This is a genomic window from Mycolicibacterium mageritense (genome assembly GCF_010727475.1).
GTDB classification, from domain to species: domain Bacteria; phylum Actinomycetota; class Actinomycetes; order Mycobacteriales; family Mycobacteriaceae; genus Mycobacterium; species Mycobacterium mageritense.
Map to the genome: position 1 here is coordinate 1,288,765 of NZ_AP022567.1, position 21,764 is coordinate 1,310,528.

Below are 21,764 nucleotides of genomic sequence, written 5' to 3' on the forward strand. Positions count from 1 at the left end.
GTGTTTGCCGATCGCCACAATCCGCCGTACAAGGCGGCCGGTGCGGTGTTCGCGGCGGTCCTCCTGCTGGTGTTCGCGCTGATCATCCTGCAGTTCCGGGGCACGTTCGAACCGCGCACACAGCTGACGCTGCTGGCGGCGCGCGCCGGGTTGGTGCTGGATCCCGGCTCGAAGGTGACGTACAACGGCGTGCCGATCGGACGCGTCGCGGGTGTCGGCTCCGACGACAGCCAAGGCCTGCGGGCCAGGGTGCTGCTCGACATCAAACCGCAGTACCTGAGCCTGCTGCCCGCCAACGTCGAGACCACGATTCAGGCCACCACGGTGTTCGGCAACAAGTACGTGGCCTTTCGCTCACCGCAAACCCCAACTCGGGAGCGGGTTTCCACGGTCACCCCGATCGACGTGACGGGCGTGACGACGGAGTTCAACAGCCTTTTCCAGACCATCACCGAGATCAGCGAACAGGTGGATCCGATCAAGCTGAACGAGACCCTCACCGCGGCCGCGCAGGCGTTGACCGGATTGGGCGACAAGTTCGGTGGATCGCTGACCGACGGCAACACCATCCTCGACGATCTCAATCCTCGCCTGCCGCAACTGCGTCAGGATGTCTCCGCGCTGGCCGACCTCGGCGACGTGTACAGCCAGGCCGGGCCGGACCTGTTCGACGGACTGAGCGACGCGGTGCGCAGTGCCGCGACGTTCAACGCCGAGCGCAAGAACATCGACGCGGCCCTGATGTCGGCGATCGGGTTCTCCGACACAGGTGCCGACATCATCGAGCGCGGCGGCCCGTACCTCGAACGCGGCGCGCAGGATCTGCTCCCGACGTCGAAGCTGCTCGACGACTACCGCGGGATGATCTTCTGCACCATCCGCAACTACCACGACGTCGCACCTGAGCTGAACGAGGCGCTCGGCGGGGACAACGGCTACTCGCTGGCCTCCTCCGGCACGCTCTACAGCATCGGCTCGGCCAACGCCTTCGTGTATCCCGACAACCTGCCCAGGGTGAACGCCAAGGGCGGTCCGGAGGGCCGGCCGGGTTGCTGGCAGAAGATCACCCGCGACCTGTGGCCCGCGCCTTACCTGGTCATGGACACCGGATTGTCGATCGCGCCCTACAACCACTTCGAGTTCGGCTCACCGATGTTCGTCGACTACGTGTGGGGCCGCCAGATCGGCGAGCACACGATCAACCCGTGACGTTGACATCAACAATTGTTCAGGTTCTACGTTGACGGTATGACGTTCAAACCGCACGAAATCGAGTTCCTGCGCAACGCCGACCTGGGCCGGCTGGCCACCATCCAGCCCGACGGGACGCCGCAGAACAGCCCGGTCGGGTTCACGCTCAACGAGGAGCTCGGCACCATCGACATCGCCGGCTACCGGATGTCGCAAAGTCAGAAGTTCCGCAACATCGCGACCAACGACAAGGTCGCATTCGTGGTCGATGACATCACCTCACGCAACCCCTGGCGGGTCCGCTGCCTGGAGGTTCGCGGCACGGCCGAACAGGCCGAGGTGCCCGCGGCGGTCGGCGCGGCAGGCGATGAACTCGACACCGCGATCATCCGCGTGACCCCGCGCAAGATCATCAGCTTCGGCATCGACGACCAGGAATCCGAACCGCACCAACTCATTCCCGATATCCGAAAAGTCTGATCCGCTCTACGATCGAACCGTGGGGGGAAGCCTGCGGGGCAGAGCCGCGACCGGGTCGATCGCCGTGCTGGCTGCGCTGGCCGTCGTGCTGGCCGGGTGCGGGTTGCTCGGACCTGACCCTGTCGCGGATCGCTTCGCCAAACCAGGCGCGCCGAAGGTTTCGCCGTCGGGCGGCTACACCGTCGTGGTCGACAACGGTCCAGTGCAGAACGGGGTCGAGACGTGGGTGGCGACCATCATCGACGGCACCGGCACCGAGGTGTTCCGCGACGATCACGCCTACAGCACGCGCCACGGCATCGGCATCACGTGGCTTTCCGACGGGGACCAATTGTGGCTGCTCTCAGGCGATGTCGGCACCGCCTACGTGGATCGACAACCCGACGGCCGGTGGACCAAGACCGCGCTGACGCCGGACACCCGCGGCACGGTTCCTGCCGAGATCCAGCAACTCATGGACGCCTGAGAGCCGTCAGCGGCGTTGCGCGGCCAGCACGGCCAGCGCGCCGGCCTCGTTGATCGCCAGGTGTGCCAGCATCGGTGCGGCGACGCTGCCCGAGCGCTCGGCGAGCCAACCGAACAGCCACCCGGCCACCCCGGTGACCAGCACCGTCCCGACGATGGGTGCGCCCGCCGCCCGTGCGTCGGCGATGTGGGACAGGCCGAACGCCGACGCCTGCAGCATGCGGCCCGCGGCCGGACCGAACGCGTCGGCCGCCAGGTGTCGCAGGGCCCCGCGGAACACCGCCTCTTCCGGCCACACCGTGCCGACCGGGATCCGCAGCAGCACCCAGTGCGCCGGCGCCGTCGGCAGTTGGCGCTGACGCATCGCGGCGCGGACAGCCGGGATCGCGGTCGTCGCCGCGACACCGGCCGCGACCGTGCTCGCCACCGCCGCCCCGAGTCGCACACCCGACCGCAGCGCGGGAGGGCGCAGGCCCAACCCGGGCTGAATGATCACCACCAGCGCGCCGCCCAACGCCGCCCGCAGCAGCGGCTGCCATCGCGCGGGCAGTCTCGGATCCACCAGGCCGTTCCACGCCACCACGGCGGCCGCCATGGTCAACGCACGTATCCGATTGGTGCGCATCAGTTTTCGGGGCCATCCTCGGCCGCGGTCTTCTGCAATGCGATGCGGACACGCTCGGTGTCGTCGCGTGTCCAGCCGTCGGGCGGCGCCACCGCGACCCACCCGTCGAGCATCGATTCGCCGTAGTTGTGCCCGTGTCCGGCGGGCACGCTCGACGCATTCGTGATGTCGGCGGCGACCTGCCAGAACGTGATGATCGGATACCACCGCATGGAGGCGGTGCGGTCACCGGCGGGCGGTTCCACCAACCAGTCCGGGCGGGAGAACAGCAGATCCGTCGACCACCAGATGATCGGGTCCGACGGATGCTGCAGGAACAGCACCCGCGTGCCTTCCCACGGTTGGTCGGTGTCACTGGCTATCTCGCCGGCGTCGACGGCATTGGAGAACCGCACAGTGCGGCCGTTGTCGTAACGGGGCTGCACTTCGGGTGTGCCCGGATCACGCCGGACGGTCAGACCGCGCCAGAGCTGGCTGGCGTAGGGCGGGCCCACCCACAGCACGCCGGTGAAACCCATCCGCGCAATGTCCGGCAGCCAGCCGAACGCGGCCTGCCCGGCCATCGAGCCCAGACTCTCTCCGTAGAGCAGCAGTTCCGGACGGTGTTCGGGCGGCAGTTGCTCCCAGCGCGCATGGATCGCGTTGATCATCATGCGCCCCGAGTTCATCGACTTCTCCCGGTCGCCCAAGAACGAAATCCAGCTCGGCAGATAGGAATACTGCATGCCGACCATTGCGGAGTCACCGTTGTAGATCAGTTCCAACGCGCGGGCCGCCACGGGGTTGACCCAGCCGGTGCCGGTCGTCGGCACGATCACAAGCACTTTGCGGTCGAATGCGTGGGTGCGCTGAAGTTCGCTGAGTACCACCGCGATTCGTTGTTCATCGGTGTCAGCGGTCTGCAGCCCGGCGTACACCCGGATCGGTTCCTTGGCGGGCCTGCCGTTGATCTGTGCCAGCTCTTCGGCGCTCGGCCCGGCCGCCACGAAGTTTCTGCCCTGAAACCCGAGAGTGTCCCACGGCGCGAAAGACTCTGGGCTGCCGGATCTTTCGAATTCAGTCGGCTGGCTGACGCCTTCACGGGTGGTGGTGTTCTGCGGCTGGAACACTCGGCTGGCACCGGCCAGGAAGCCGCGGTAGAGCACACCGTTGACGAGCGTGACCACCAGCACGACCACGATGGCGGTGCCGATGAACTGCGCGACCTCGCGGTGCAGGTGCCAGCGCCGGATGAAAAGGCGCGCCAGGAGCCGTACCGCATCACGCAGTACGCGGGCGGTGGCGATCAGGGCACCGCCGACCGCGATCGCGATGATCACGGTGCGCAGGTACCCGAGGGTGGCGGGGCCTTCGATGCCCATGAGGGCAGACACCTGCCGTTGCCAGGCCGCCGCGGGGATGAGCATCAGCACACACGCCGTGGCCGATCCGGTCACGGTGAGCGTCTTGAGCCAGTACAGCACGCGCCGCGGCGGCGGCCACCAGGCACGGTTGCGTAAGACGAAGCGGTGCAGCACTTTTCCCAGCAACACCCCGAGGCCGTAGCCGATGGCGGCGTTGATGCCGCCGATCAGCCCGGCGAACAACCAGTCCCGCGGCAGCAGCGACGGTGTCAGCGACACGCAGAAGAACAGCGCTCCGACGGCGATGCCGACGAAGTCGAGGCGGACCAGGCTCCACGCCCAGACCAGTAACGGGTGGCGTTCGTTTTCGGTTTCGACCCTCACCCGAACAGACCGGGCAGCACGCCTTCCGACGTACTCCGCAGCTCTTCCAGCGTGATGCTGAACTGGCCCTGGACCTCGACACTGTCGCTGCCCTGGTCGGTCACACCGATCCGGGTCACGGGCAGGCCCCTGGCCTCGCACATCGACCGGAACCGGCTCTCCTCGGTGCGCGGCACCGCCACCAGCACACGGCCCGCAGACTCCGAGAAGAGCATGACAAACGGGTCTGAACCTTCGGGAAGGATTACCCGGCAACCGGTTTCACCCGCAAGCGCGGCCTCGACCACGGCCTGGATCAACCCGCCCTCGGAGAGGTCGTGCGCCGCCGAGACCAGCCCGTCGCGCGACGCCGCGGTGAGCACCTCGGCCAGCAGCTTCTCGCGGGCCAGGTCGACCTTGGGCGGCACGCCACCGAGGTGGTCGGCCGTGACCTGAGCCCAGATGGATCCGTCGAACTCGTCGTGGGTGTCGCCGAGCAGCAACAGCGTCTCGCCGGGTTCGGTGCCGAGACCTGTGGGGATGCGGCGCTTGACGTCGTCGATCACACCGAGCACGCCCACCACCGGGGTCGGCAGGATCGCGGTGGTGCCGGTCTGGTTGTAGAAGCTCACGTTGCCGCCGGTGACCGGAATGCCAAGGGCCGCACAGCCGTCAGCGAGACCACGGACGGCCTGGCTGAACTGCCACATCACGCCGGGATCCTCGGGAGAACCGAAGTTGAGGCAGTTGGTCACCGCGACGGGGGTGGCTCCGGTGACCGCGACATTGCGGTACGCCTCGGCCAGTGCCAGCTGCGCACCGGTGTACGGGTCGAGCTGGGTGTAGCGGCCCGACGCGTCGGTGGACACCGCGATGCCGCGGCCGGTGGTCTCGTCGATGCGCAGCACACCACCGTCGGCATGCTCGGCCAGCACGGTGTTGCCGCGCACGTAGCGGTCGTACTGCTCGGTGATGAACGCCCGGCTGCACAGGTGCGGGCTGCCGATCATCGCGAGCAGCGTCGCTTTGAGCTCGTCGCCGGTCTGCGGTCGCGGCAGCTTCGCCGAGGTGTCGGCGATCAACGCGTCCTGGCTCTCGGGCCGGGCCACGGGGCGCTGGTACACCGGACCTTCGTGGGCCACGGTGCGCGGCGGCACGTCGACGACGGTCTCGCCGTGCCAGGTGATCTGCAACCGGTCGCCCTCGGTGACCTCACCGATCACGGTGGCCAGCACGTCCCACTTGCGGCACACCGCCATGAACTTCTCGACGTTGTCGGGGGTGACGACGGCGCACATGCGTTCCTGCGATTCGCTCGACAGGATCTCGGCCGGGGTCATGTTCGCGGCGCGCAGCGGCACGGTGTCCAGCTCGACGCGCATGCCGCCGTCGCCCGCGGACGCGAGTTCAGATGTGGCGCAGGACAATCCCGCGCCGCCGAGATCCTGGATGCCGACCACCAGGCCGGCCGCGTACAGCTCGAGACAACACTCGATGAGCACCTTCTCGGTGAACGGGTCGCCCACCTGGACGCTCGGCAGCTTCTTGCGGCCCGGGCCGGTCTCGTCGCCACCGAACGTGTCGGAGGCCAGCACCGAGACCCCGCCGATGCCGTCGAGGCCCGTACGGGCGCCGAACAGGATGATCTTGTTGCCCGTACCCGAGGCGAACGCGAGGTGCAGATCCTCCTTGCGCAGCGCGCCCACGCACAGCGCGTTGACCAGGGGGTTGCCTGCGTAGGACGGGTCGAAGATTGTCTCGCCGCCGATGTTGGGCAGGCCAAGCGAGTTGCCGTAGCCGCCGACGCCGCGCACCACGCCGTCGAGCACGCGGCGCGTGTCGGGTGCGTCGGCCGCCCCGAACCGCAGCTGGTCCATGACCGCGACGGGGCGGGCGCCCATGGCCATGATGTCGCGGACGATGCCGCCGACGCCGGTGGCCGCACCCTGGTACGGCTCGACGTAGGACGGGTGGTTGTGGGACTCGACCTTGAACGTGACGGCCCAACCGTCGCCGATGTCGACGACACCGGCGTTCTCACCGATGCCGGCCAGCATTCCGGCGCGCATCTCGTCGGTGGTGGTCTCGCCGAAGTAGCGCAGATGCACCTTGGAGGACTTGTACGAGCAGTGCTCGCTCCACATCACCGAGTACATCGCCAGTTCGGCATCGGTGGGGCGCCGGCCCAGGATCTCGCGGATCCGCTGGTATTCGTCGTCCTTGAGGCCGAGTTCGCGGTAAGGCTGGGGATGGTCGGGGGAAGCGGCTGCCCGTTGCACCGAGTCGATGTCGTGGGTGAGCTCAGACGTCACGGAGCCAGTTTAGTTTGTGATCGTTGATAGGCGCGGACAGCCGCGGGTGCGCCGACTCCGTGGATGACGACGCTGCCCAGCACCGCGACCACCATGACCAACGCCACGGTGTGCTCGGCCACCCCTTCCAGCGCGTTGAACGCCAGCAGACCGAACACGATCGACGTCGTCCCGCGGGGCCCCAACCAGCCCAGCAGCAGCCTTTCCCGCCAGCTCACGCGGGAGCCGAGCATGGCCAGCAGTACCGGGACCACTCGCGCAACGGTCAGCACGAGCAGGCAGAACAGCACCAGCCCGAGCGGTACCCCGAAGCCGAGCGCCACCACTGCGGTGAGGCCGAACACGAACCACATCACGGCCGCGAGCAGGAATCCGACATCGTCGACGAGCTCGAGTTCGGTGCGAAATCCGGCAGACGAGCGAAAGTAGTTGAACGCGATGCCGCACACGAAGGCCGAGACGAAGCCGTTGCCGCCGATGCCGAGGCTCGATCCGAACGCCAGCAGCGGTGCCGTCACCAGGATCAGCCGTTTGGCCTGACTCGTCATGAGCTCGTGCCGTTCGGCCGCATTGGTCAGCATCGCCAGTCCTGCGCCGACCACAACGCCCGCCAGGAGCGCCTTGAGGGCCTCCGGCACGGCATGCCCCAGCGCGTCGAGCGGGGTCTCGGCATGCGTGTGGTCGGCGGCCAACGTGACGGCGAACAGGAAGATCGGTGACACGATGCCGTCGTTGTAGCCGGCCTCGACGTTGAGCAGGCCGCGCACGCGTTCTGGGATCTGCGGATCGCGCAGCAGCGACGATGCCGGCGCGAAGTCGATCGGGATCACCACGCACGCGATGACCAGCAGCACCGCCCACGGCTGACCGGGCAGCAACCACAGACCCAGCAGCACCGATACCGCGAGGCCGATCGGCATCGCGATGAGCAGCATCCGCAGCGCCGACCGAGGATCAGCGCCGAAGAAGCCGCCGCGCACATCGGTGGCGTCGACGAACAGCAGCACCGCGAGGATGATCTCGGCCGCGTGCTGCGCGGTGTCGGTGTTCAGCGTGACTGCCAGGACGTCCTGTGTGGTGAATCCCACCGCGACCCCGGCGAGCACCAACACCATCGGTGCGGTCAACCGCAGCCGCTCGAGCCCACGCGACAGCAGTGACCATGCAGCCAGTACGACCGAAACCGCAAGGAGCGACAACAGCACGCGGCTGATCTTTCCAGCCGGGGGCGCTACTCCCCGGCGATACAGAACGCGTTGCCCGCCGGGTCGGCCAGCACCACCCAACGGAACTCGTCACCGAAGTCATGCCTGCCGGTTTCGGTGGCGCCCAAACCGACCAGCCGGGCCACTTCGGCCTCCATGTCGGCCGCATGGAAGTCGAGGTGCACGCGGTTCTTGCCCGGCGTCGGATCGGGCACCCGCTGGAAGCCGAGGTTGGGGCCGTCAGGCCGCTGCACGAGGACGAATTCGCCTGGCGCAAAAGCATTTAACGAACCGTCGACGGCCTGTGCCCACCAGCCGGCGAGCGTGTCGGGATCCGCGCAGTCGAATGTGATCATTTCCACGGAGAGCGTCATGCCTCGACCCTAGGACGGGCCACCGACAACTACCTCGCACGTAATTGAGCCGCGAAGGTCCGCCCCGCAGGCTGAACACATGACTGACACCACGCACAGAACATTCAGCGCCGAGCTGTGGGCGGCGTTCTGGGCGGCACCCGATCCGGTCCGGGTCGGTGACGTGCTCGCCCCCGACATCGTCGGCTACTGGCCCGGAGATCCCACGCCGGTACGCGGGCTGCCTGCCTACGTCGGCAAGATCGCCGAACTCGTCGCCGCCATCCCCGACCTCACGGTCACGCTGCTCGACAGCGCGACCGTTCCGGGCAACGCGCCCGGCGAAGAGCTCGTCTATCTGCACTATGTAGGCCGCGGCACAGGCCCGGACGGACCGGTCGCGATCCGCGGCCTCGACCGGGTCCGCACCCGCGACGGCCTGGTGGTCGAGAACGTCATCCGCTACGACCGCGACGAACTCTAGGCCGGCGCCAGGAAGGCCTGCAACGCCGCCGAGTACGCGGCCACGTCGTCGGCACCCATGAACTCCCGTGCCGAATGCATGGCCAGCTGAGGGGCCCCGACGTCGACGGTCGGGATGCCGGTGCGGGCCGATGTCATGGGCCCGATCGTCGACCCGCACGGCAGGTCGGCGCGGTGCTCGTAGCGCTGCAACGGCACCCCGGCCTGATCGCACGCCAGCGCGAAAGCCGCTGCGGTGCGGCCATCGGTGGCGTACCGCAGGTTGGGCTGCACCTTGAGCACCGGGCCGCCGTTGAGGGCGATCTGATGGCCGGGCTCGTGGCGGTCGGGATAGTTGGGATGCGTCGCGTGCGCCATGTCGCCCGAGGCCACCATCGACCCCGCGACCCGGCGCAGGTAGTCCTCCCGGCTGCCGCCGGCGGCAAGGACGATGCGCTCGAGGACTGTCGGCAGGAGTTCGGACTGCGCGCCGTGGTCGGAGGTCGAACCGACCTCCTCGTGGTCGAACAGCGCGAGCACCGGGGTGTGCGTGTCGGTCTCCGCGGCCAGGAAGGCCTCCAGGCCCGCGTAGCAGGTGGCCTGGTTGTCCAGCCGCGGCGCGCTGACGAACGCGCCGTCTGCACCCGTGACCGCGGACGGCGCGAGGTCGTGCGTCATGAGGTCGAACCCCAGCACGTCGGCCGCCGCGACGCCGGCCCGCTCGGCCACGAAAGCCACGAACGGCCGGGGCCGCTCGCCCAGGCCCCACACCGCGTTGACGTGCCGTTGCGGGTCGGGGGTCACGCCCTTGCGGTCCTCGGAGAGGTGGATCGCCAGTTGCGGCACGCGCAGGATCGGATCGTCGACGCGAACCAGGCGGTGCTCGACGGAGTTTCCGCTGCGCACCGAGAGCCTGCCGCTGATCCCGAGGTCGCGGTCGAGCCACGAGTTCAACCAGGCGCCGCCGTAGGGCTGCAACGCCACCACCTGCCATCCGGCGACGACCCGGTCCGGGTGCTGCTTGACGCGCAGGTTGGGGCTGTCGGTGTGGCCGCCGACGATGCGAAACGGCCCCGCGCCACCATGCCAGGCCACCAGCGAACCCGCCCGCACCGTGAAGAAGCGGCCGCTGGACGGCCATGCATCGGTTTCGTCCAGCTCGGTGAAGCCGGCATGGACCAGGTGTTGCGCAGCGGTGGCGCACACGTGGAACGGGGATGGAGACGCGTCGACGAACTCACACAGACCATGGGGGCTAGCTGCCATATCTCTATCTTGGCCTGGATTTCGGGCCGGTCCGCGTTAGGGTCCTGATGTGCCCGCACTACAGCCGCAGCCGATTCTGGCCCCGTTGACGCCTGCCGCCGTGTTCATGGTGTCGACGATCAAGCAAGGTGAGGAGGCGACGGTCCACGACGCGCTGGCCGATATCTCGGGTCTGGTACGCGCGATCGGATTCCGTGATCCGACCAAGCATTTGTCGGCGATCGTGTCGATCGGATCCGACGCATGGGACCGGTTGTTCTCCGGCCCGCGCCCCGCCGAATTACATCCGTTCATCGCGATCGACGGCCCCCGCCACCACGCGCCTGCCACGCCCGGAGACCTTTTGTTCCATCTGCGTGCCGAGTCGATGGACGTGTGCTTCGAACTCGCGACCAAGCTGGTCGACGCGATGGCCGGTGCGATCACCATCGTCGACGAGGTACACGGATTCAAGTTCTTCGACAACCGGGATCTGCTCGGATTCGTCGACGGCACCGAGAACCCGAACGGCCCCGTCGCGACCAACGCAACCCAGATCGGTGACGAGGATCCGGATTTCGCCGGCGGCTGCTACGTACACGTGCAGAAGTACGTGCACGACATGGCATCGTGGAACTCACTGTCGGTCGAGGAGCAGGAGCGGGTGATCGGACGCACCAAACTCGACGACATCGAAATGCCGGATGCGGTCAAGCCCGCGAACTCACACGTCGCCCTCAACGTCATCGAGGACGAGGACGGCAACGAGCTGAAGATCATCCGGCACAACATGCCGTTCGGTGAGATCGGCAAGGGCGAATTCGGCACGTACTACATCGGATATTCCCGCACCCCGACCGTCACCGAGCGAATGCTCGACAACATGTTCATCGGCGATCCGCCCGGGAACACCGACCGCATCCTCGACTTCTCGACGGCCATCACCGGCGGGTTGTTCTTCAGCCCCACCATCGACTTCCTGGATGATCCACCACCTCTTCCGACTTCGGCGCACCGGGAGGACGAACCGGAACCGGTTCCAGTGCGCGCAGATGACAGCTCGTTGGCGATCGGCAGTCTGAAAGGAACACCGCAATGAACAACCTCTACCGTGAGCTGGCCCCGATCACCGAGTCCGCATGGGCCGAGATCGAGACCGAGGCGACCCGGACGTTCAAGCGCCACATCGCCGGTCGCCGAGTGGTCGATGTGACGGGGCCCGGCGGTCCGGTCGAGGCCGCGGTCAGCACCGGTCACCTGCTGAACGTGGACGCGCCCGCCGACGGTGTGCACGCCAACCTGCGGGCCAGCCAGCCGCTGGTGCGGTTGCGGGTGCCGTTCACGGTGTCGCGCACCGCCATCGACGACGTCGAGCGTGGGGCACAGGATTCCGACTGGGATCCGGTCAAGGACGCCGCCAAGAAGCTTGCGTTCGTCGAGGATCGGGCGATCTTCGAGGGCTACGGCGCCGCCTCGATCGAAGGCATCCGCAGCGCGAGCTCCAACCCCGCGCTGGCCCTGCCCGACGATGCCCGAGAGATTCCCGACGTGATCGCGCAAGCCCTTTCGGAGCTGCGTCTGGCCGGTGTCGATGGCCCGTACTCGGTGCTGCTGTCGGCCGAGACCTACACCAAGGTCAGTGAGACCACCGCACACGGATATCCGATCCGCGAGCACCTCAGCCGGCTCGTCGACGGAGACATCATCTGGGCGCCCGCGATCGACGGCGCGTTCGTGTTGTCCACCCGCGGTGGGGATTTCGACCTGCACCTGGGGACCGATGTGTCGATCGGCTACCTGTCACACGACGCCGAGAGTGTCCAGCTGTACATGCAGGAGACACTGACGTTCCTGTGCTACACGGCCGAGGCCTCGGTCGCACTCACTGCCTGAGCAGCCGGAGCACCGGACTCAGGCCGCCATCCGGGCCCGGACCGACGTGCACAGCGCGTTGACGTGTCCGACCGCGTGCGCGATGTGATCGACACCGGGCACCGAATGTGTTGTGTCGTAAGTGACGTGGGGCCCGGTGCCGGAGGCGATGAACTGCAACGCCAGCACAGCGGCCTCGATCGCGTCGGCGACCGTGACGCCCTGAACCCCGCCCGTGGGCAGCGACGGCACGGCGGCCGACGTGAGCAGCTGGCCCGCCAGACCTCCGAACCCACCGAGGCCGGCCACACCGCCGAGTCCCGCCAGCGGCCCCAGTAGATCGGTGAGCAGCTGCACGATGCCTTTCGCGATCGCCTGCACCATCGGCAGCGGCGTCGGCGCAAGCCCGATGTCCACGCCCATGAGGTAGAACGTGCGGATGATCCGCCCGGCTCCGTTCAACGGCGTCGCCGTGTACAGGTCGATCCCGTTGGCGCCGTTGGCCGGACCGTTGGCTTCGTACCACCAGCGCGGGTCGGGACGCTCCACGCGGGCCGGGCTGATGCCGGCACCGCCGGGATCAGGGGCGCCCCCACCCGTGACTCCGGCGGGCCGCATCGGATCCCCCAGGCTGAATCCGCCGACGAAATCATCGAAGCGGTGCGCCAACTGGCCACCGGGGAGCAGTTCGAGGTACAGCTCGCCCGCACATTGCGCACCTTGGCTGTAACCGGCCAGCCCGAACGTCTGCCGCGGGTGCGCGTTGATCCAGTCGATGGCCCACTTTCTGCCGATGGCAACGCTCTGGTTGTAGCTCGGTGCGTTGGGATCCGGGCCGTTGACGGGACCGAAGCTCCACGGCGCGATCACCGGCACTTCGTAGACCAGGTCACGGTCGGCGTTCTGGACCACCCACGAGCAGTACCCCGTGCCCGGGGCCGCCCAGGTGCCCGAGCACGTCAACCACGCGTGCCGGACGCGACGCACCCCGCGGATGTCCGCGAGCAGGTCGCCGAACTCGGTCATCAGGCGTGCACCAGCCGCGCGGGCGCTTTCTTGGCGACCGCCTTCTTGACGGCCTTCTTGGCGGGCACCTTCTTCGCGGGGCGCTTCCTGGGCACGACGGCACCGTTGACCTCGACGAAGGCACTCGTCGGCAGGTCGTTGGCCTGCCGCCACTGAATCGCGAACTCCATCAATTCCAGCAGCACGTCGCCCGAATCACGTTCGATGCCATCGGAGAACACGTGCGTCCAGGCGATCTGCTCGTTGATGGGCACGATCTGCTCATACGCGTCGGTGTGGCCGGCGTGCTGCGAACCGTCGGGCATCACACGGCTCCACGGCCCGCGGGAAGGGTCGTCGACGATCTGGTTGAAGTCGCGGGGGTGACGCGAGTACGCCCACCTCCAGTCGAACGGCCAACCGTTGGCCGCGACTCCCGCAGTGGCATCCTTGATTTCCTGTGCTTCAGGCATCGTCAGTACTCCTGTCGTGATGGTGAGCAGTGCCGCACCCATTGCGCGGCAACGGTTCCAGCGGGCGATTCGATCCTCGATCCCATTGGCACGCCCGGTGTCCTTGTTTCTGCCGTTGACCGCGATCGAACCGCCTTCGATGTCGGCGTGGTCGGCGAAGTCGTTCATCGGCCGCTGCGTGGTCCAGTACCAGACCAGGCCCAGGAAGGCGTACTGGTCGGTGGCGAGTTGCTCGGGCTCGTCGACGAAGAACGTGGGGGTGGGCACCTTGCCTTGGCGGTGAGCCCATTTCGACAACTCGGTGTAGTTGCTGCGCCCGGTGACCTGGATGGGCCCGCGGCCCTTGAAGCGCCGGCCGTCGCCCGGTTGTAGGTTGCCGAGGTCGGCGCGCCCCTGATAGGCACTGCCGTCGGCGATCTCCTCCATGTACTTCAGGCCGCCGGACTCGTGGCCCACCTGGGCCATCCACATCGCCACGCGGTCGACCGTGTTGCACTGGCACTCTTCGAGGGATTGCGCCACCGCGGGCAGCAGGGCACGGTACCGATCGAACGGCACGCCACCGCCCATGGCCCTCAGCAGGGCCTCGATGATCTGGTCGGCGGGCGTGTCCGGCGCCTCCTGCGCGACACCGGTGTCGGCATACGCGTACGCCTTGTCCGGGATCAACGTGGCGGCCTGCTCGAAACTGATCCAGTACCCGTAGGGCCGAAAACCGCTGTCAGCGATCCACAGTGCCCGCTCGGCAGGATTGTCGTCGTAGCCCATGCATGCCACGTAGTGGTAGATCGTGTTGCCGCCACGGTATTCGGGAGTCGGCGAGCCCTTCACGCCACGCGGGAAGTTCCGCGGCGGTGCGACCCAGTTCATCACCACACCGAATCCGCCGTCGATCGACTGGACGATGTTGCGCCACAACAGATCCTTCTGGTCCTGTGTCGGCGGGTCCGTGCGCATCTCCACCGACGTGTAGCGCGCGTCGGGCACGATCACATCGAGCACCCGTTCGATCAGCCCCACATAATTCGTCCCGTTGACGGTGGTGCCGATCTTGCGGATGAGGTCGTCTTCCGTGCGGATGATGTTGCGGGAGTTCAGGACCACCTGCGCGGACGCCGGGCCGCAGTCCCAGGGCTTCTCCTGCGGAACGATCGCGTGGTCGTACGGCAAGACTTTCTCGGTCATCTCGGCACCTCTCTTGCTGCGGTGCTGTCGCCGGCATCTGGCCGGGCGACATTACGTCGGTTCGACGTAATGATCTTCCGCCGGGCTCAAGCCCAGCCGCACGAGTAGCGGACTACTCCTTTTACGCTGCTTGACATCTCAGCTCTGCGCCGCGAGAGCCACGGGCCGCATCGGTTCAGCGACGGCTTCCGGTTGGGCAGCCCGGGCGAGCTTCAACCACGGAAGCGAGCCCGGGCGCCGGCCGGCCGACCACGGATCCAACGGGACACCTTCGGCGGTCCACACCTTGTTGAGTTCGCGTTGCAGATGGAAGACCAACAGAGGCGGACAGAGCACCAGGAAGGGCGCCGCCCAAGGCGGCATCGCGCTGCCGCGACAGCCCGCTCGATGCTGAGCGCGGCGAGTGTGCGCACACGCCCGGAAGATCGCGATGAACGGTGGCAGGATCAACAACCACCCCACGGTGACCATCAGTGTTTGACTGACCGGCCCAGGGCCGTTGCCACACAACGGATATCGCCGGTTGAGGTCGCGCAGTTCCCGGTTGATCCGGTACCACCACGGCAGGTTCAGGCACAGATAGATCGCCAATACGGTGAGCATCGCCGGGATCGCCATGACCAGGACGGCGAACGCAGTCGGAACGGCGTAGCCGTACTCGCGCAAGGACACCGCGAGGAATTCCATCGCCAGTAGGGTGCCGCCGCCATACATCATGACCACCCAGGTCATGACGGCGAACCGCCAATCGACAGGACTCTGCACGCGGGCAATGGAATTCGTGCCGCGGATGTTCACCTCGTAGGGCAGGTAGGGCCCGGACTCACCGAGCCGCCGGCGACGTACCACGCGAAGTAGCCACAACCAGCGCCACGTCGTCAGCCCCAGGACGCAGACCGCCGTCAGGATCGACGAGATGCCCAGCATGCCCGAGACAGCTGACACCATCTTGGCTTCGACCTCATCGGCGACGGGGCGACCGCCGGTCAGGGCATACTCGGCGCCACCGGTGAGAGCCAGGATCGCGATCCTGGTCTGCAGCGCCACGTAGCCGAGCGGAAACGCGGTCGCCAGGGTCGACACCGCGAGGTCGAGCGGGAACTCGCGGGGTGCGTGCCCGCCGAGAGCCGCGAACATCATGCGTTCCTGCGCGTACAGGCCGGTCGACTGGGTGATGCTCCAGCGGCTGACGGCCGAGCGCCCCGCCAGTGCCTCGTCGGGTGTGCTGAGGTTGAACAGCATGCGCTTGAGCCGGAAGCCCGAAATCATCGGGCGCAGCACGACGTAGGACGACATGGCGATGCACAGCGCGGCGGCGACAAGGTGTTGCACACCCCCGCTGATCAGTGCATCGACGGCGTCACTGACCGAGGAGACGTTGGCGCTCAGCGCCGACCCCACGTCGTGCACGGTTTCCAGAAGTTGCCTGCGCAGACCGTCGCCCAGTGCGGGATCGGTTGCGTCGCGCGCGGTGAAGTTGACGACCGCCGGGCCGACGAGACCGATGACGGGACGGCAGAAGATGACGATCGCTGCGATCAGGAGAACGAGGTAGAGCTTGTTGCGGTCCGGGGTGAGCGATGCCTCGAATTCCCTTATCGCGTCTCGTTCCGACTGCTCGCCATCGTCGACCGCGCCTATGGCGGCACGGGCACTGTAGCGGCGAGACAGCGCGCCGAGCGTCCGTCGCATATGCCGCACCGCGAGATGACGTACGGGCCACTTGAGCCGAGGCAGGTAATGCAGCCGGCCCCGATGCCTGGTGAGCACCATCGGAACCGGCGACAAGCCATCGATGGTGTCGAGGACTTCCTGATAGGCCCGCAACAGTTCGCGCAGTTGAGCCCCACGAGCCGTCGCAGGCAAGGCTTGCGCCTGGTCTGCATGCGGGCTCGGGCACCCTGTCATCGCCCAAGCATGGCGCCGCCGCCGGCGCATGCGCGTGAGTAGTGGACTACCCCACGCGCGATCAGACCGAGAGCACCGCGTCCAACGCGGAGTAGAACATGCCGAGGCCGTCGTCGGAGGGCCCGGTGAGCGCTTCGGTCGCGTGTTCGGGGTGCGGCATGAGGCCGACGACGCGGCGGTTGGCCGAGCAGACGCCCGCGATGTCACGCATCGACCCGTTGAGGTTGTCGCGGTAGCGGAAGACCACGCGGTCCTCGCCCTCGAGTTCGTCGAGCACGTCCTCCGACGCCACGTAGCGGCCCTCGCCCGACTTGAGCGGCACCAGGAGGTCTGCACCAGCCTCGTAGCGTGTGGTCCACGCGGTGGTGTTGGACGCCACCTGCAGCCACACGTCGCGGCAGATGAAGTGCAGGCCGGCGTTGCGCGTCAGCGCTCCGGGCAGCAGCCCCGCCTCGCACAGCACCTGAAAGCCGTTGCAGATGCCCAGCACCGGCATGCCCTTGCCGGCCGCGTCGATCACCGAGCCCATCACGGGCGCAAATTTGGCGATGGCTCCGCAGCGCAGATAGTCGCCGTATGAGAAGCCGCCGGGAACCACCACGGCGTCCACGCCACGCAAGTCGGCGTCGGCGTGCCACAGGTTCACGGCCTCGGCCCCGGCCAGCCGCACGGCCCGGGCCGCGTCGATATCGTCGAGGGTGCCGGGGAACGTGATGACCCCGACGCGGGCGGTCACGAGTCCTCCCGGCTCACGGTGAAGTCTTCGATCACGGTGTTGGCCAGAAGTGATTCGGCGATCTCGGTGAGCGCCTCGTCGGCCACGGAATCGTCGACCTCGAGCTCAAACCGTTTGCCCTGCCGGACGTCTGAAATACCGCCATGGCCGAGGCGGCCCAGCGCCCCGACGATGGCCTGCCCCTGCGGGTCGAGAATCTCAGCCTTGGGCATCACATGCACAACCACCTTTGCCACGGCGCACACTCTACCGGCACGATCCGATGTAAGCGGTGCACAGTGGCCTGGCCATCGCATCGAAGACCTGGCTATCAGGGATCGACGGCCAGGGCACCTGCGGCGGCGTCGTTGACCACATGGCCAGCTCCACCACGGTGCTGTTGCGCACATCGGCCAGCAAATATTCGTGCAGGACGCGGTTGCCGTCGATGCTCACCACCGCGGCCAGCCGGCCCGGCGCGTCGGTGGTGATCGACGGTGAATTCTGGGGCGCGGTCAGCTGGCACGCCCGCAGCGCCTGCGCCGCGACCTGGACAGCGCCGCTGGCCAGCTGGCCGCCCCGCCACGTCTCGCCACGCCAGTGCAGCACCTGAGCCTGCAACTGCCATTGCCCCTCGGGTTGCGGTACCAGCGCCCGCGCCGTGACCGCGAAACCGCGGGCGTCCCCGGGTAGCGGCGGCGTCGCGCAGTCCTCCTCGAACCGGAACCTCGGCCCGGCCGTGCTCACGGCCTGTCCGGCCAGCTCAGGCCACCGATAGGCGCGGTGCAGCGGAATGTCGGCGGCCGCGATCCAGGCCGAGTCGGGGATCTGATCACACAGCGGCGGGCAGTCGTAGGGCTCCGCCCACGCCGGGGCGGGTCCGACAGACAGCGCGCTGACCGCGAACCCCACCGCCCAGATCATCCGCATGAATCCACCCACTGAGCGCCACAATATATCCATGCAATTGACGCATTTCGGACATTCGTGCCTTCTCGCCACAATCAACGACACCAGCGTGCTGTTCGATCCGGGCAATTTCTCGCACGGATTCGAGGGCATCACGGGATTGTCGGCGATCCTGATCACCCACCAGCACCCCGACCACGCCGACACCGCGCGGCTGCCCGCATTGCTCGACGCCAACCCGCAGGCGGCGCTGTACGCCGATCCGCAGACCGCGGCGCAACTCGGTGCACCGTGGCAGCCGGTGCACGTCGGCGACGCCTTCCGCGTCGGCTCGCTCAACGTGCGGGGCGTCGGCGGCAGGCACGCGGTGATCCATCCGGAAATCCCTGTCATCGACAACATTTCGTACTTGATCGGTGACGACGAGCATGCGGCACGGCTCATGCATCCCGGCGATGCGCTGTTCGTGCCCGGTGAGCCCGTCGACGTGCTGGCCACCCCGGCCGCCGCGCCGTGGATGAAAATCTCGGAGGCCGTGGACTTCCTGCGCGCGGTCGCACCGGCCCACGCCGTGCCGATCCATCAGGGCATCATCGAACCGAACGCCCGCGGCATCTACTACGGCCGGCTCGCCGAGATGACCAGGACCGACTTCCAGGTGCTCGAGCCGGAGAACGGCACGCAGTTCTGATCGCCTGACACGACGGCGATCTAGGCGATGTCGGCCGCCGCTCCCCGGCCCGCGGCCCGCGGCCCGCCCGGAGAATATGCAGCCGCCCAGGAATGTGCCTTCCAGCGAGCGGTATCCGTGCACGCCGCCACCGCCGAATCCGGCGGCCTCGCCTGCGGCGTAGAGCCCGCTGAACGGTGCGCCGTTGGCCTTGAGCACCCGGGAGTCCAGATCGGTCTCCAGTCCGCCCAACGACTTTCGGGTCAGGATGTGCAGCTTCACCGCAATCAACGGGCCGGCTTTCGGATCGGTGAGGCGGTGCGGCGCGACGACGCGGCTGAACCGGTCGCCGAGATAACCACGGGCCGCGCGGATCGCGGTGATCTGGCCGTCCTTGGTGAACTTGTTGACCACTTCGCGGTCACGCGCGGTGACCTCGGCCGCGACGGTGGCATAGTCGAGCGGTTCGACGTCGGGCACGGCGTTCATCGCGATGACCAGTTCGCGCAGCGAGTGCGCGCTGACGAAGTCGACGCCGCGGTCCACGAAAGCCTGCACGGGCCCGGGTGCGCCTGGCCGTACCCGCGAGAGCACGTCGCGCACGCTGCGTGAGGTCAGGTCGGGGTTCTGTTCCTGCCCCGACAACGCGAACTCCTTGGCGATGATGCGCGCGTTGAGGATGAACCACGTGTAGTCCTGGCCCGTGCGGCAGATGTGTTCGAGCGTGCCCAAGGTGTCGAACCCGGGGTACAGCGGAACGGGCAGTCGTTTTCCGTTGGCGTCCAACCACAGTGAGGACGGCCCCGGAAGGATGCGGATGCCGTGGTCGGGCCAGATCGGGTCGTAGTTGGTGATGCCTTCGGTGTAATGCCACATGCGGTCGCTGTTGATGACGCGTGCGCCTGCGGTTTCGGCGATTCCGATCATCCGCCCGTCGACGTGCGCGGGCACGCCGCTCAGCAGCTGCTCGGGTACCCGGCCCATGCGGGCAGGCCAATTCTGGCGCACCAGCTCGTGGTTGCCGCCGATGCCGCCACTGGCCACTATTACCGCCGACGCGTGAAACTCGAATTCTCCGACGACGTTTCGCGACGACGCCGCACCCCGCGGCGCATCGGACGGTTCCAACACCGAACCCCGCACGCCGGTCACCATGTTGTCGGAGACGATCAGCTCGTCGACGCGGTGGCGATGCGCGAACCGCACCAACGGGTTGTTGCGCACGCGGCGCGCGAAGACCTCGACGATCGCCGGTCCCGTGCCCCAGGTGATGTGGAACCGCGGCACCGAGTTGCCGTGGCCCAGCGCGTCATATCCGCCACGCTCGGCCCACCCGACCAGAGGAAAGGTCTGCAGGCCCCGTGCCCGCAGCCAACTGCGCTTCTCCCCCGCTGCGAAATCGACGTAGGCGTGTGCCCACTCCCGGGGCCAGTGGTCTTCGGGACGATCGAAGCCCGCGGTGCCGAGCCAGTCCTGCAGGGCCAGCTCCTGGCTGTCCCGGATGCCGAGCCTGCGCTGTTCGGGGCTGTCGACGAAGAACAGTCCCCCGAACGACCAGAAGGCCTGCCCACCCAGGTTGGCCGCGTTCTCCTGGTCCACGATGAGCACGCGGTGCCCACGCTCGACCAGTTCACATGCGGCCACCAGGCCGGCCAGACCCGCCCCAACCACGATGACATCGGCGTCTGCCATGAGACGCAAGACTAGCGCGAGTCAGGCGGCGTCGGTCAGTGCCTGATCAGGTCGCCACTGGTAGACCACCGGCACGCACCGGTGCAGCAAAGACAGATCGATCGCGTCGAGCATGGCCTGGCGCGGTCCGGGTTTACGCAGGTGCCGCGCAGCGACCGCGACGCGTACCACCCCTTCGCGCCGCGCGGTGCGTTCAGCGGCGAGCACGAGCGTGCGGCACCACCACGGTTCGGTCAGGAAGCCCTCACCGATGCCCAGCACGCGGGACCGTACAGTGCTCTGCCGGACCAGATCGGTGATGCCGCTCAGCCCGGCCAGCAACCGAAAACCGTTGCGGGGCAACACGGTCACCGTGCCGGGCGACACGGTCCAGCCGGGAGCGGCAAAAAGCCTGGTCCGCAGCCCGAGATGCTCGAGAACCCGATCGGCACCCATGAGCCTCAGATTGGCCTCGTGCGCGGGCAGGCCGGCGAACTCGCCACGACGCTTCTTGGTGGCGGCCTCGTCGTAGCCGTGCAGCACCACGGCGGCGCCCGCGGCGCGGCGCGCGATCAGCCAGTCGACCGTGGGTGCGTCGTGTTCCAGCCGGTAGCCGCCCTTGAGCCGTGGAGCCACCAAGAACGAAGCGGGCACGCCGCGCGAGTCGAGTTCGGCACAGAACGACGCGACATCGTCCAGCGTGCGATCGCTGATCTGCGATATCGAGACGATGAGTTGTCCGGTCACGCCCCCAGTGTGGCAACGTCACATGTCGCAACGGTTTCCAACACTCTGACGCAGGGTGTCCATTGGGCTATTGGGGCAGGACCGCCTCGATGGCGGCGACGACCTCGGGGGCGTCGGGTTCGGTGCGCGGCCGGAACCGGTTGACCACCTGCCCGCCCGGCGCGAGCAGAAACTTCTCGAAATTCCACTGGATGTCACCGGCTTCACCACTCGCATCGGCAGCCTTGGTCAGCTCGGCGTACAGCGGGTGCCGTTCTGGTCCGTTGACGTCGGTCTTGGCCAGCAGCGGGAAGGTGACACCGTAGGTGGTCGAGCAGAACGTCTGGATCTCCTCGGCCGTGCCGGGTTCCTGGCCCATGAACTGGTTGCACGGCACGCCGATCACGGTCAGGCCGCGGTCGCGGTAATCCTGCGCGAGCTTCTCCAACGCCGTGTATTGCGGTGTCAGGCCACATTTCGAAGCCACGTTGACCACCAGCGCGGCCCCGGAGGCCAGTTCGGCCAGCGTCGTGGCGCTGCCGTCGAGGGTGGTCAGTGGGATGGCGGTGAGGCTGGCGGTCATGGC

Annotated in this window: 21 protein-coding genes and 1 pseudogene; 7 read left to right on the top strand and 15 right to left on the bottom strand. The window is 67.6% G+C overall.

The features are described 5' to 3' along the window. Genes G6N67_RS06340 through G6N67_RS06350 form a run of 3 tightly spaced genes read left to right on the top strand, consistent with a single transcriptional unit; the run spans position 1 to position 2,137 of the window. Positions 1–1,209 carry an MCE family protein gene (locus G6N67_RS06340; protein ID WP_036433549.1) on the top strand — a complete coding sequence of 403 codons (1,209 nt, stop codon included), beginning with the start codon at positions 1–3 and terminating at the stop codon, positions 1,207–1,209. A 39-nt stretch (positions 1,210–1,248) separates the two neighbouring features. Next, on the top strand, positions 1,249–1,671 hold the full coding sequence (locus G6N67_RS06345; protein WP_036433548.1) for a PPOX class F420-dependent oxidoreductase: 423 nt from the start codon (positions 1,249–1,251) through the stop codon (positions 1,669–1,671). Between the two features lie 19 nt (positions 1,672–1,690). Next, positions 1,691–2,137, top strand: coding sequence for a hypothetical protein (locus tag G6N67_RS06350; RefSeq protein ID WP_036433547.1), 447 nt, complete (start codon positions 1,691–1,693; stop codon positions 2,135–2,137). 6 nt (positions 2,138–2,143) lie between these two features. On the opposite strand, the gene G6N67_RS06355 is transcribed toward G6N67_RS06350, so the two are convergent. The 5 genes from G6N67_RS06355 to G6N67_RS06375 are packed head-to-tail and all read right to left on the bottom strand — an operon-like array spanning position 2,144 to position 8,358. Further along, positions 2,144–2,761, bottom strand: a complete 618-nt coding sequence (locus G6N67_RS06355; RefSeq protein ID WP_036433546.1) for an Rv0804 family intramembrane glutamic endopeptidase — start codon at positions 2,759–2,761, stop codon at positions 2,144–2,146. Then, positions 2,761–4,488, bottom strand: coding sequence for an alpha/beta hydrolase (locus G6N67_RS06360; protein ID WP_036433545.1), 1,728 nt, complete (start codon positions 4,486–4,488; stop codon positions 2,761–2,763). The genes G6N67_RS06355 and G6N67_RS06360 overlap by 1 nt, the downstream gene beginning before the upstream one ends. Further along, a complete protein-coding gene (gene purL, locus G6N67_RS06365; protein WP_036433544.1) occupies positions 4,485–6,779 on the bottom strand; it encodes a phosphoribosylformylglycinamidine synthase subunit PurL in 2,295 nt (764 codons plus the stop codon). Before purL ends, G6N67_RS06360 begins: the two co-directional genes overlap by 4 nt. Continuing rightward, entirely contained in the window at positions 6,776–7,984 is a 1,209-nt protein-coding gene (locus G6N67_RS06370) for a cation:proton antiporter (RefSeq protein ID WP_036433543.1), read from the bottom strand. Before G6N67_RS06370 ends, purL begins: the two co-directional genes overlap by 4 nt. A gap of 26 nt (positions 7,985–8,010) precedes the next feature. Further along, complete coding sequence (locus G6N67_RS06375) at positions 8,011–8,358, bottom strand: VOC family protein (protein ID WP_036433542.1); 348 nt, start codon at positions 8,356–8,358, stop codon at positions 8,011–8,013. Between the two features lie 79 nt (positions 8,359–8,437). Here G6N67_RS06375 and G6N67_RS06380 point away from each other — a divergent pair, with 79 nt between their 5' ends. Next, positions 8,438–8,821 carry a nuclear transport factor 2 family protein gene (locus G6N67_RS06380; protein ID WP_036433541.1) on the top strand — a complete coding sequence of 128 codons (384 nt, stop codon included), beginning with the start codon at positions 8,438–8,440 and terminating at the stop codon, positions 8,819–8,821. Here the strand turns inward: G6N67_RS06380 and G6N67_RS06385 are convergent. Continuing rightward, positions 8,818–10,065, bottom strand: a complete 1,248-nt coding sequence (locus G6N67_RS06385; protein WP_036433540.1) for a M18 family aminopeptidase — start codon at positions 10,063–10,065, stop codon at positions 8,818–8,820. The two genes, G6N67_RS06380 and G6N67_RS06385, sit on opposite strands and share 4 nt — an antisense overlap. A gap of 49 nt (positions 10,066–10,114) precedes the next feature. Here G6N67_RS06385 and G6N67_RS06390 point away from each other — a divergent pair, with 49 nt between their 5' ends. Continuing rightward, a complete protein-coding gene (locus tag G6N67_RS06390) occupies positions 10,115–11,143 on the top strand; it encodes a Dyp-type peroxidase (protein WP_036433539.1) in 1,029 nt (342 codons plus the stop codon). After that, positions 11,140–11,937, top strand: a complete 798-nt coding sequence (locus G6N67_RS06395) for a family 1 encapsulin nanocompartment shell protein (protein WP_036433538.1) — start codon at positions 11,140–11,142, stop codon at positions 11,935–11,937. Before G6N67_RS06390 ends, G6N67_RS06395 begins: the two co-directional genes overlap by 4 nt. A gap of 18 nt (positions 11,938–11,955) precedes the next feature. On the opposite strand, the gene G6N67_RS06400 is transcribed toward G6N67_RS06395, so the two are convergent. From G6N67_RS06400 to G6N67_RS06430, 6 genes are all read right to left on the bottom strand, one after another. Further along, complete coding sequence (locus tag G6N67_RS06400) at positions 11,956–12,942, bottom strand: hypothetical protein (protein ID WP_036433537.1); 987 nt, start codon at positions 12,940–12,942, stop codon at positions 11,956–11,958. After that, positions 12,942–14,579: a C39 family peptidase gene (locus G6N67_RS39095; RefSeq protein WP_063835122.1), complete on the bottom strand. Its 1,638-nt coding sequence runs from the start codon at positions 14,577–14,579 to the stop codon at positions 12,942–12,944. The genes G6N67_RS06400 and G6N67_RS39095 overlap by 1 nt, the downstream gene beginning before the upstream one ends. 138 nt (positions 14,580–14,717) lie before the next feature. Further along, entirely contained in the window at positions 14,718–16,487 is a 1,770-nt protein-coding gene (locus G6N67_RS06415; protein ID WP_131524698.1) for a hypothetical protein, read from the bottom strand. A gap of 61 nt (positions 16,488–16,548) precedes the next feature. Next, complete coding sequence (purQ, locus tag G6N67_RS06420; RefSeq protein ID WP_036433536.1) at positions 16,549–17,223, bottom strand: phosphoribosylformylglycinamidine synthase subunit PurQ; 675 nt, start codon at positions 17,221–17,223, stop codon at positions 16,549–16,551. Further along, positions 17,220–17,459, bottom strand: coding sequence for a phosphoribosylformylglycinamidine synthase subunit PurS (gene purS, locus G6N67_RS06425; RefSeq protein WP_036435726.1), 240 nt, complete (start codon positions 17,457–17,459; stop codon positions 17,220–17,222). The genes purQ and purS overlap by 4 nt, the downstream gene beginning before the upstream one ends. 10 nt (positions 17,460–17,469) lie before the next feature. Then, positions 17,470–18,132, bottom strand: coding sequence for a hypothetical protein (locus G6N67_RS06430; protein ID WP_036435725.1), 663 nt, complete (start codon positions 18,130–18,132; stop codon positions 17,470–17,472). A gap of 31 nt (positions 18,133–18,163) precedes the next feature. On the opposite strand from G6N67_RS06430, the gene G6N67_RS06435 reads away from it, so the two are divergent. After that, the gene (locus G6N67_RS06435) at positions 18,164–18,802 is read left to right on the top strand and encodes an MBL fold metallo-hydrolase (protein ID WP_081812652.1); all 639 of its coding nucleotides are present in this window, start codon (positions 18,164–18,166) and stop codon (positions 18,800–18,802) included. Positions 18,803–18,850: 48 nt separating this feature from the next. On the opposite strand, the pseudogene G6N67_RS06440 reads toward G6N67_RS06435, so the two are convergent. From G6N67_RS06440 to G6N67_RS06450, 3 genes and pseudogenes are all read right to left on the bottom strand, one after another. Further along, positions 18,851–20,473: pseudogene (locus G6N67_RS06440) on the bottom strand (FAD-binding dehydrogenase); the annotation flags it as partial. Between the two features lie 21 nt (positions 20,474–20,494). Then, positions 20,495–21,199 (bottom strand): DUF2334 domain-containing protein, encoded by a 705-nt coding sequence (locus G6N67_RS06445; RefSeq protein ID WP_036433535.1) that lies wholly within the window; start codon positions 21,197–21,199, stop codon positions 20,495–20,497. A 67-nt stretch (positions 21,200–21,266) separates the two neighbouring features. After that, positions 21,267–21,761 carry a glutathione peroxidase gene (locus tag G6N67_RS06450; RefSeq protein ID WP_036433534.1) on the bottom strand — a complete coding sequence of 165 codons (495 nt, stop codon included), beginning with the start codon at positions 21,759–21,761 and terminating at the stop codon, positions 21,267–21,269. Between the last annotated feature and the right edge of the window lie 3 nt (positions 21,762–21,764).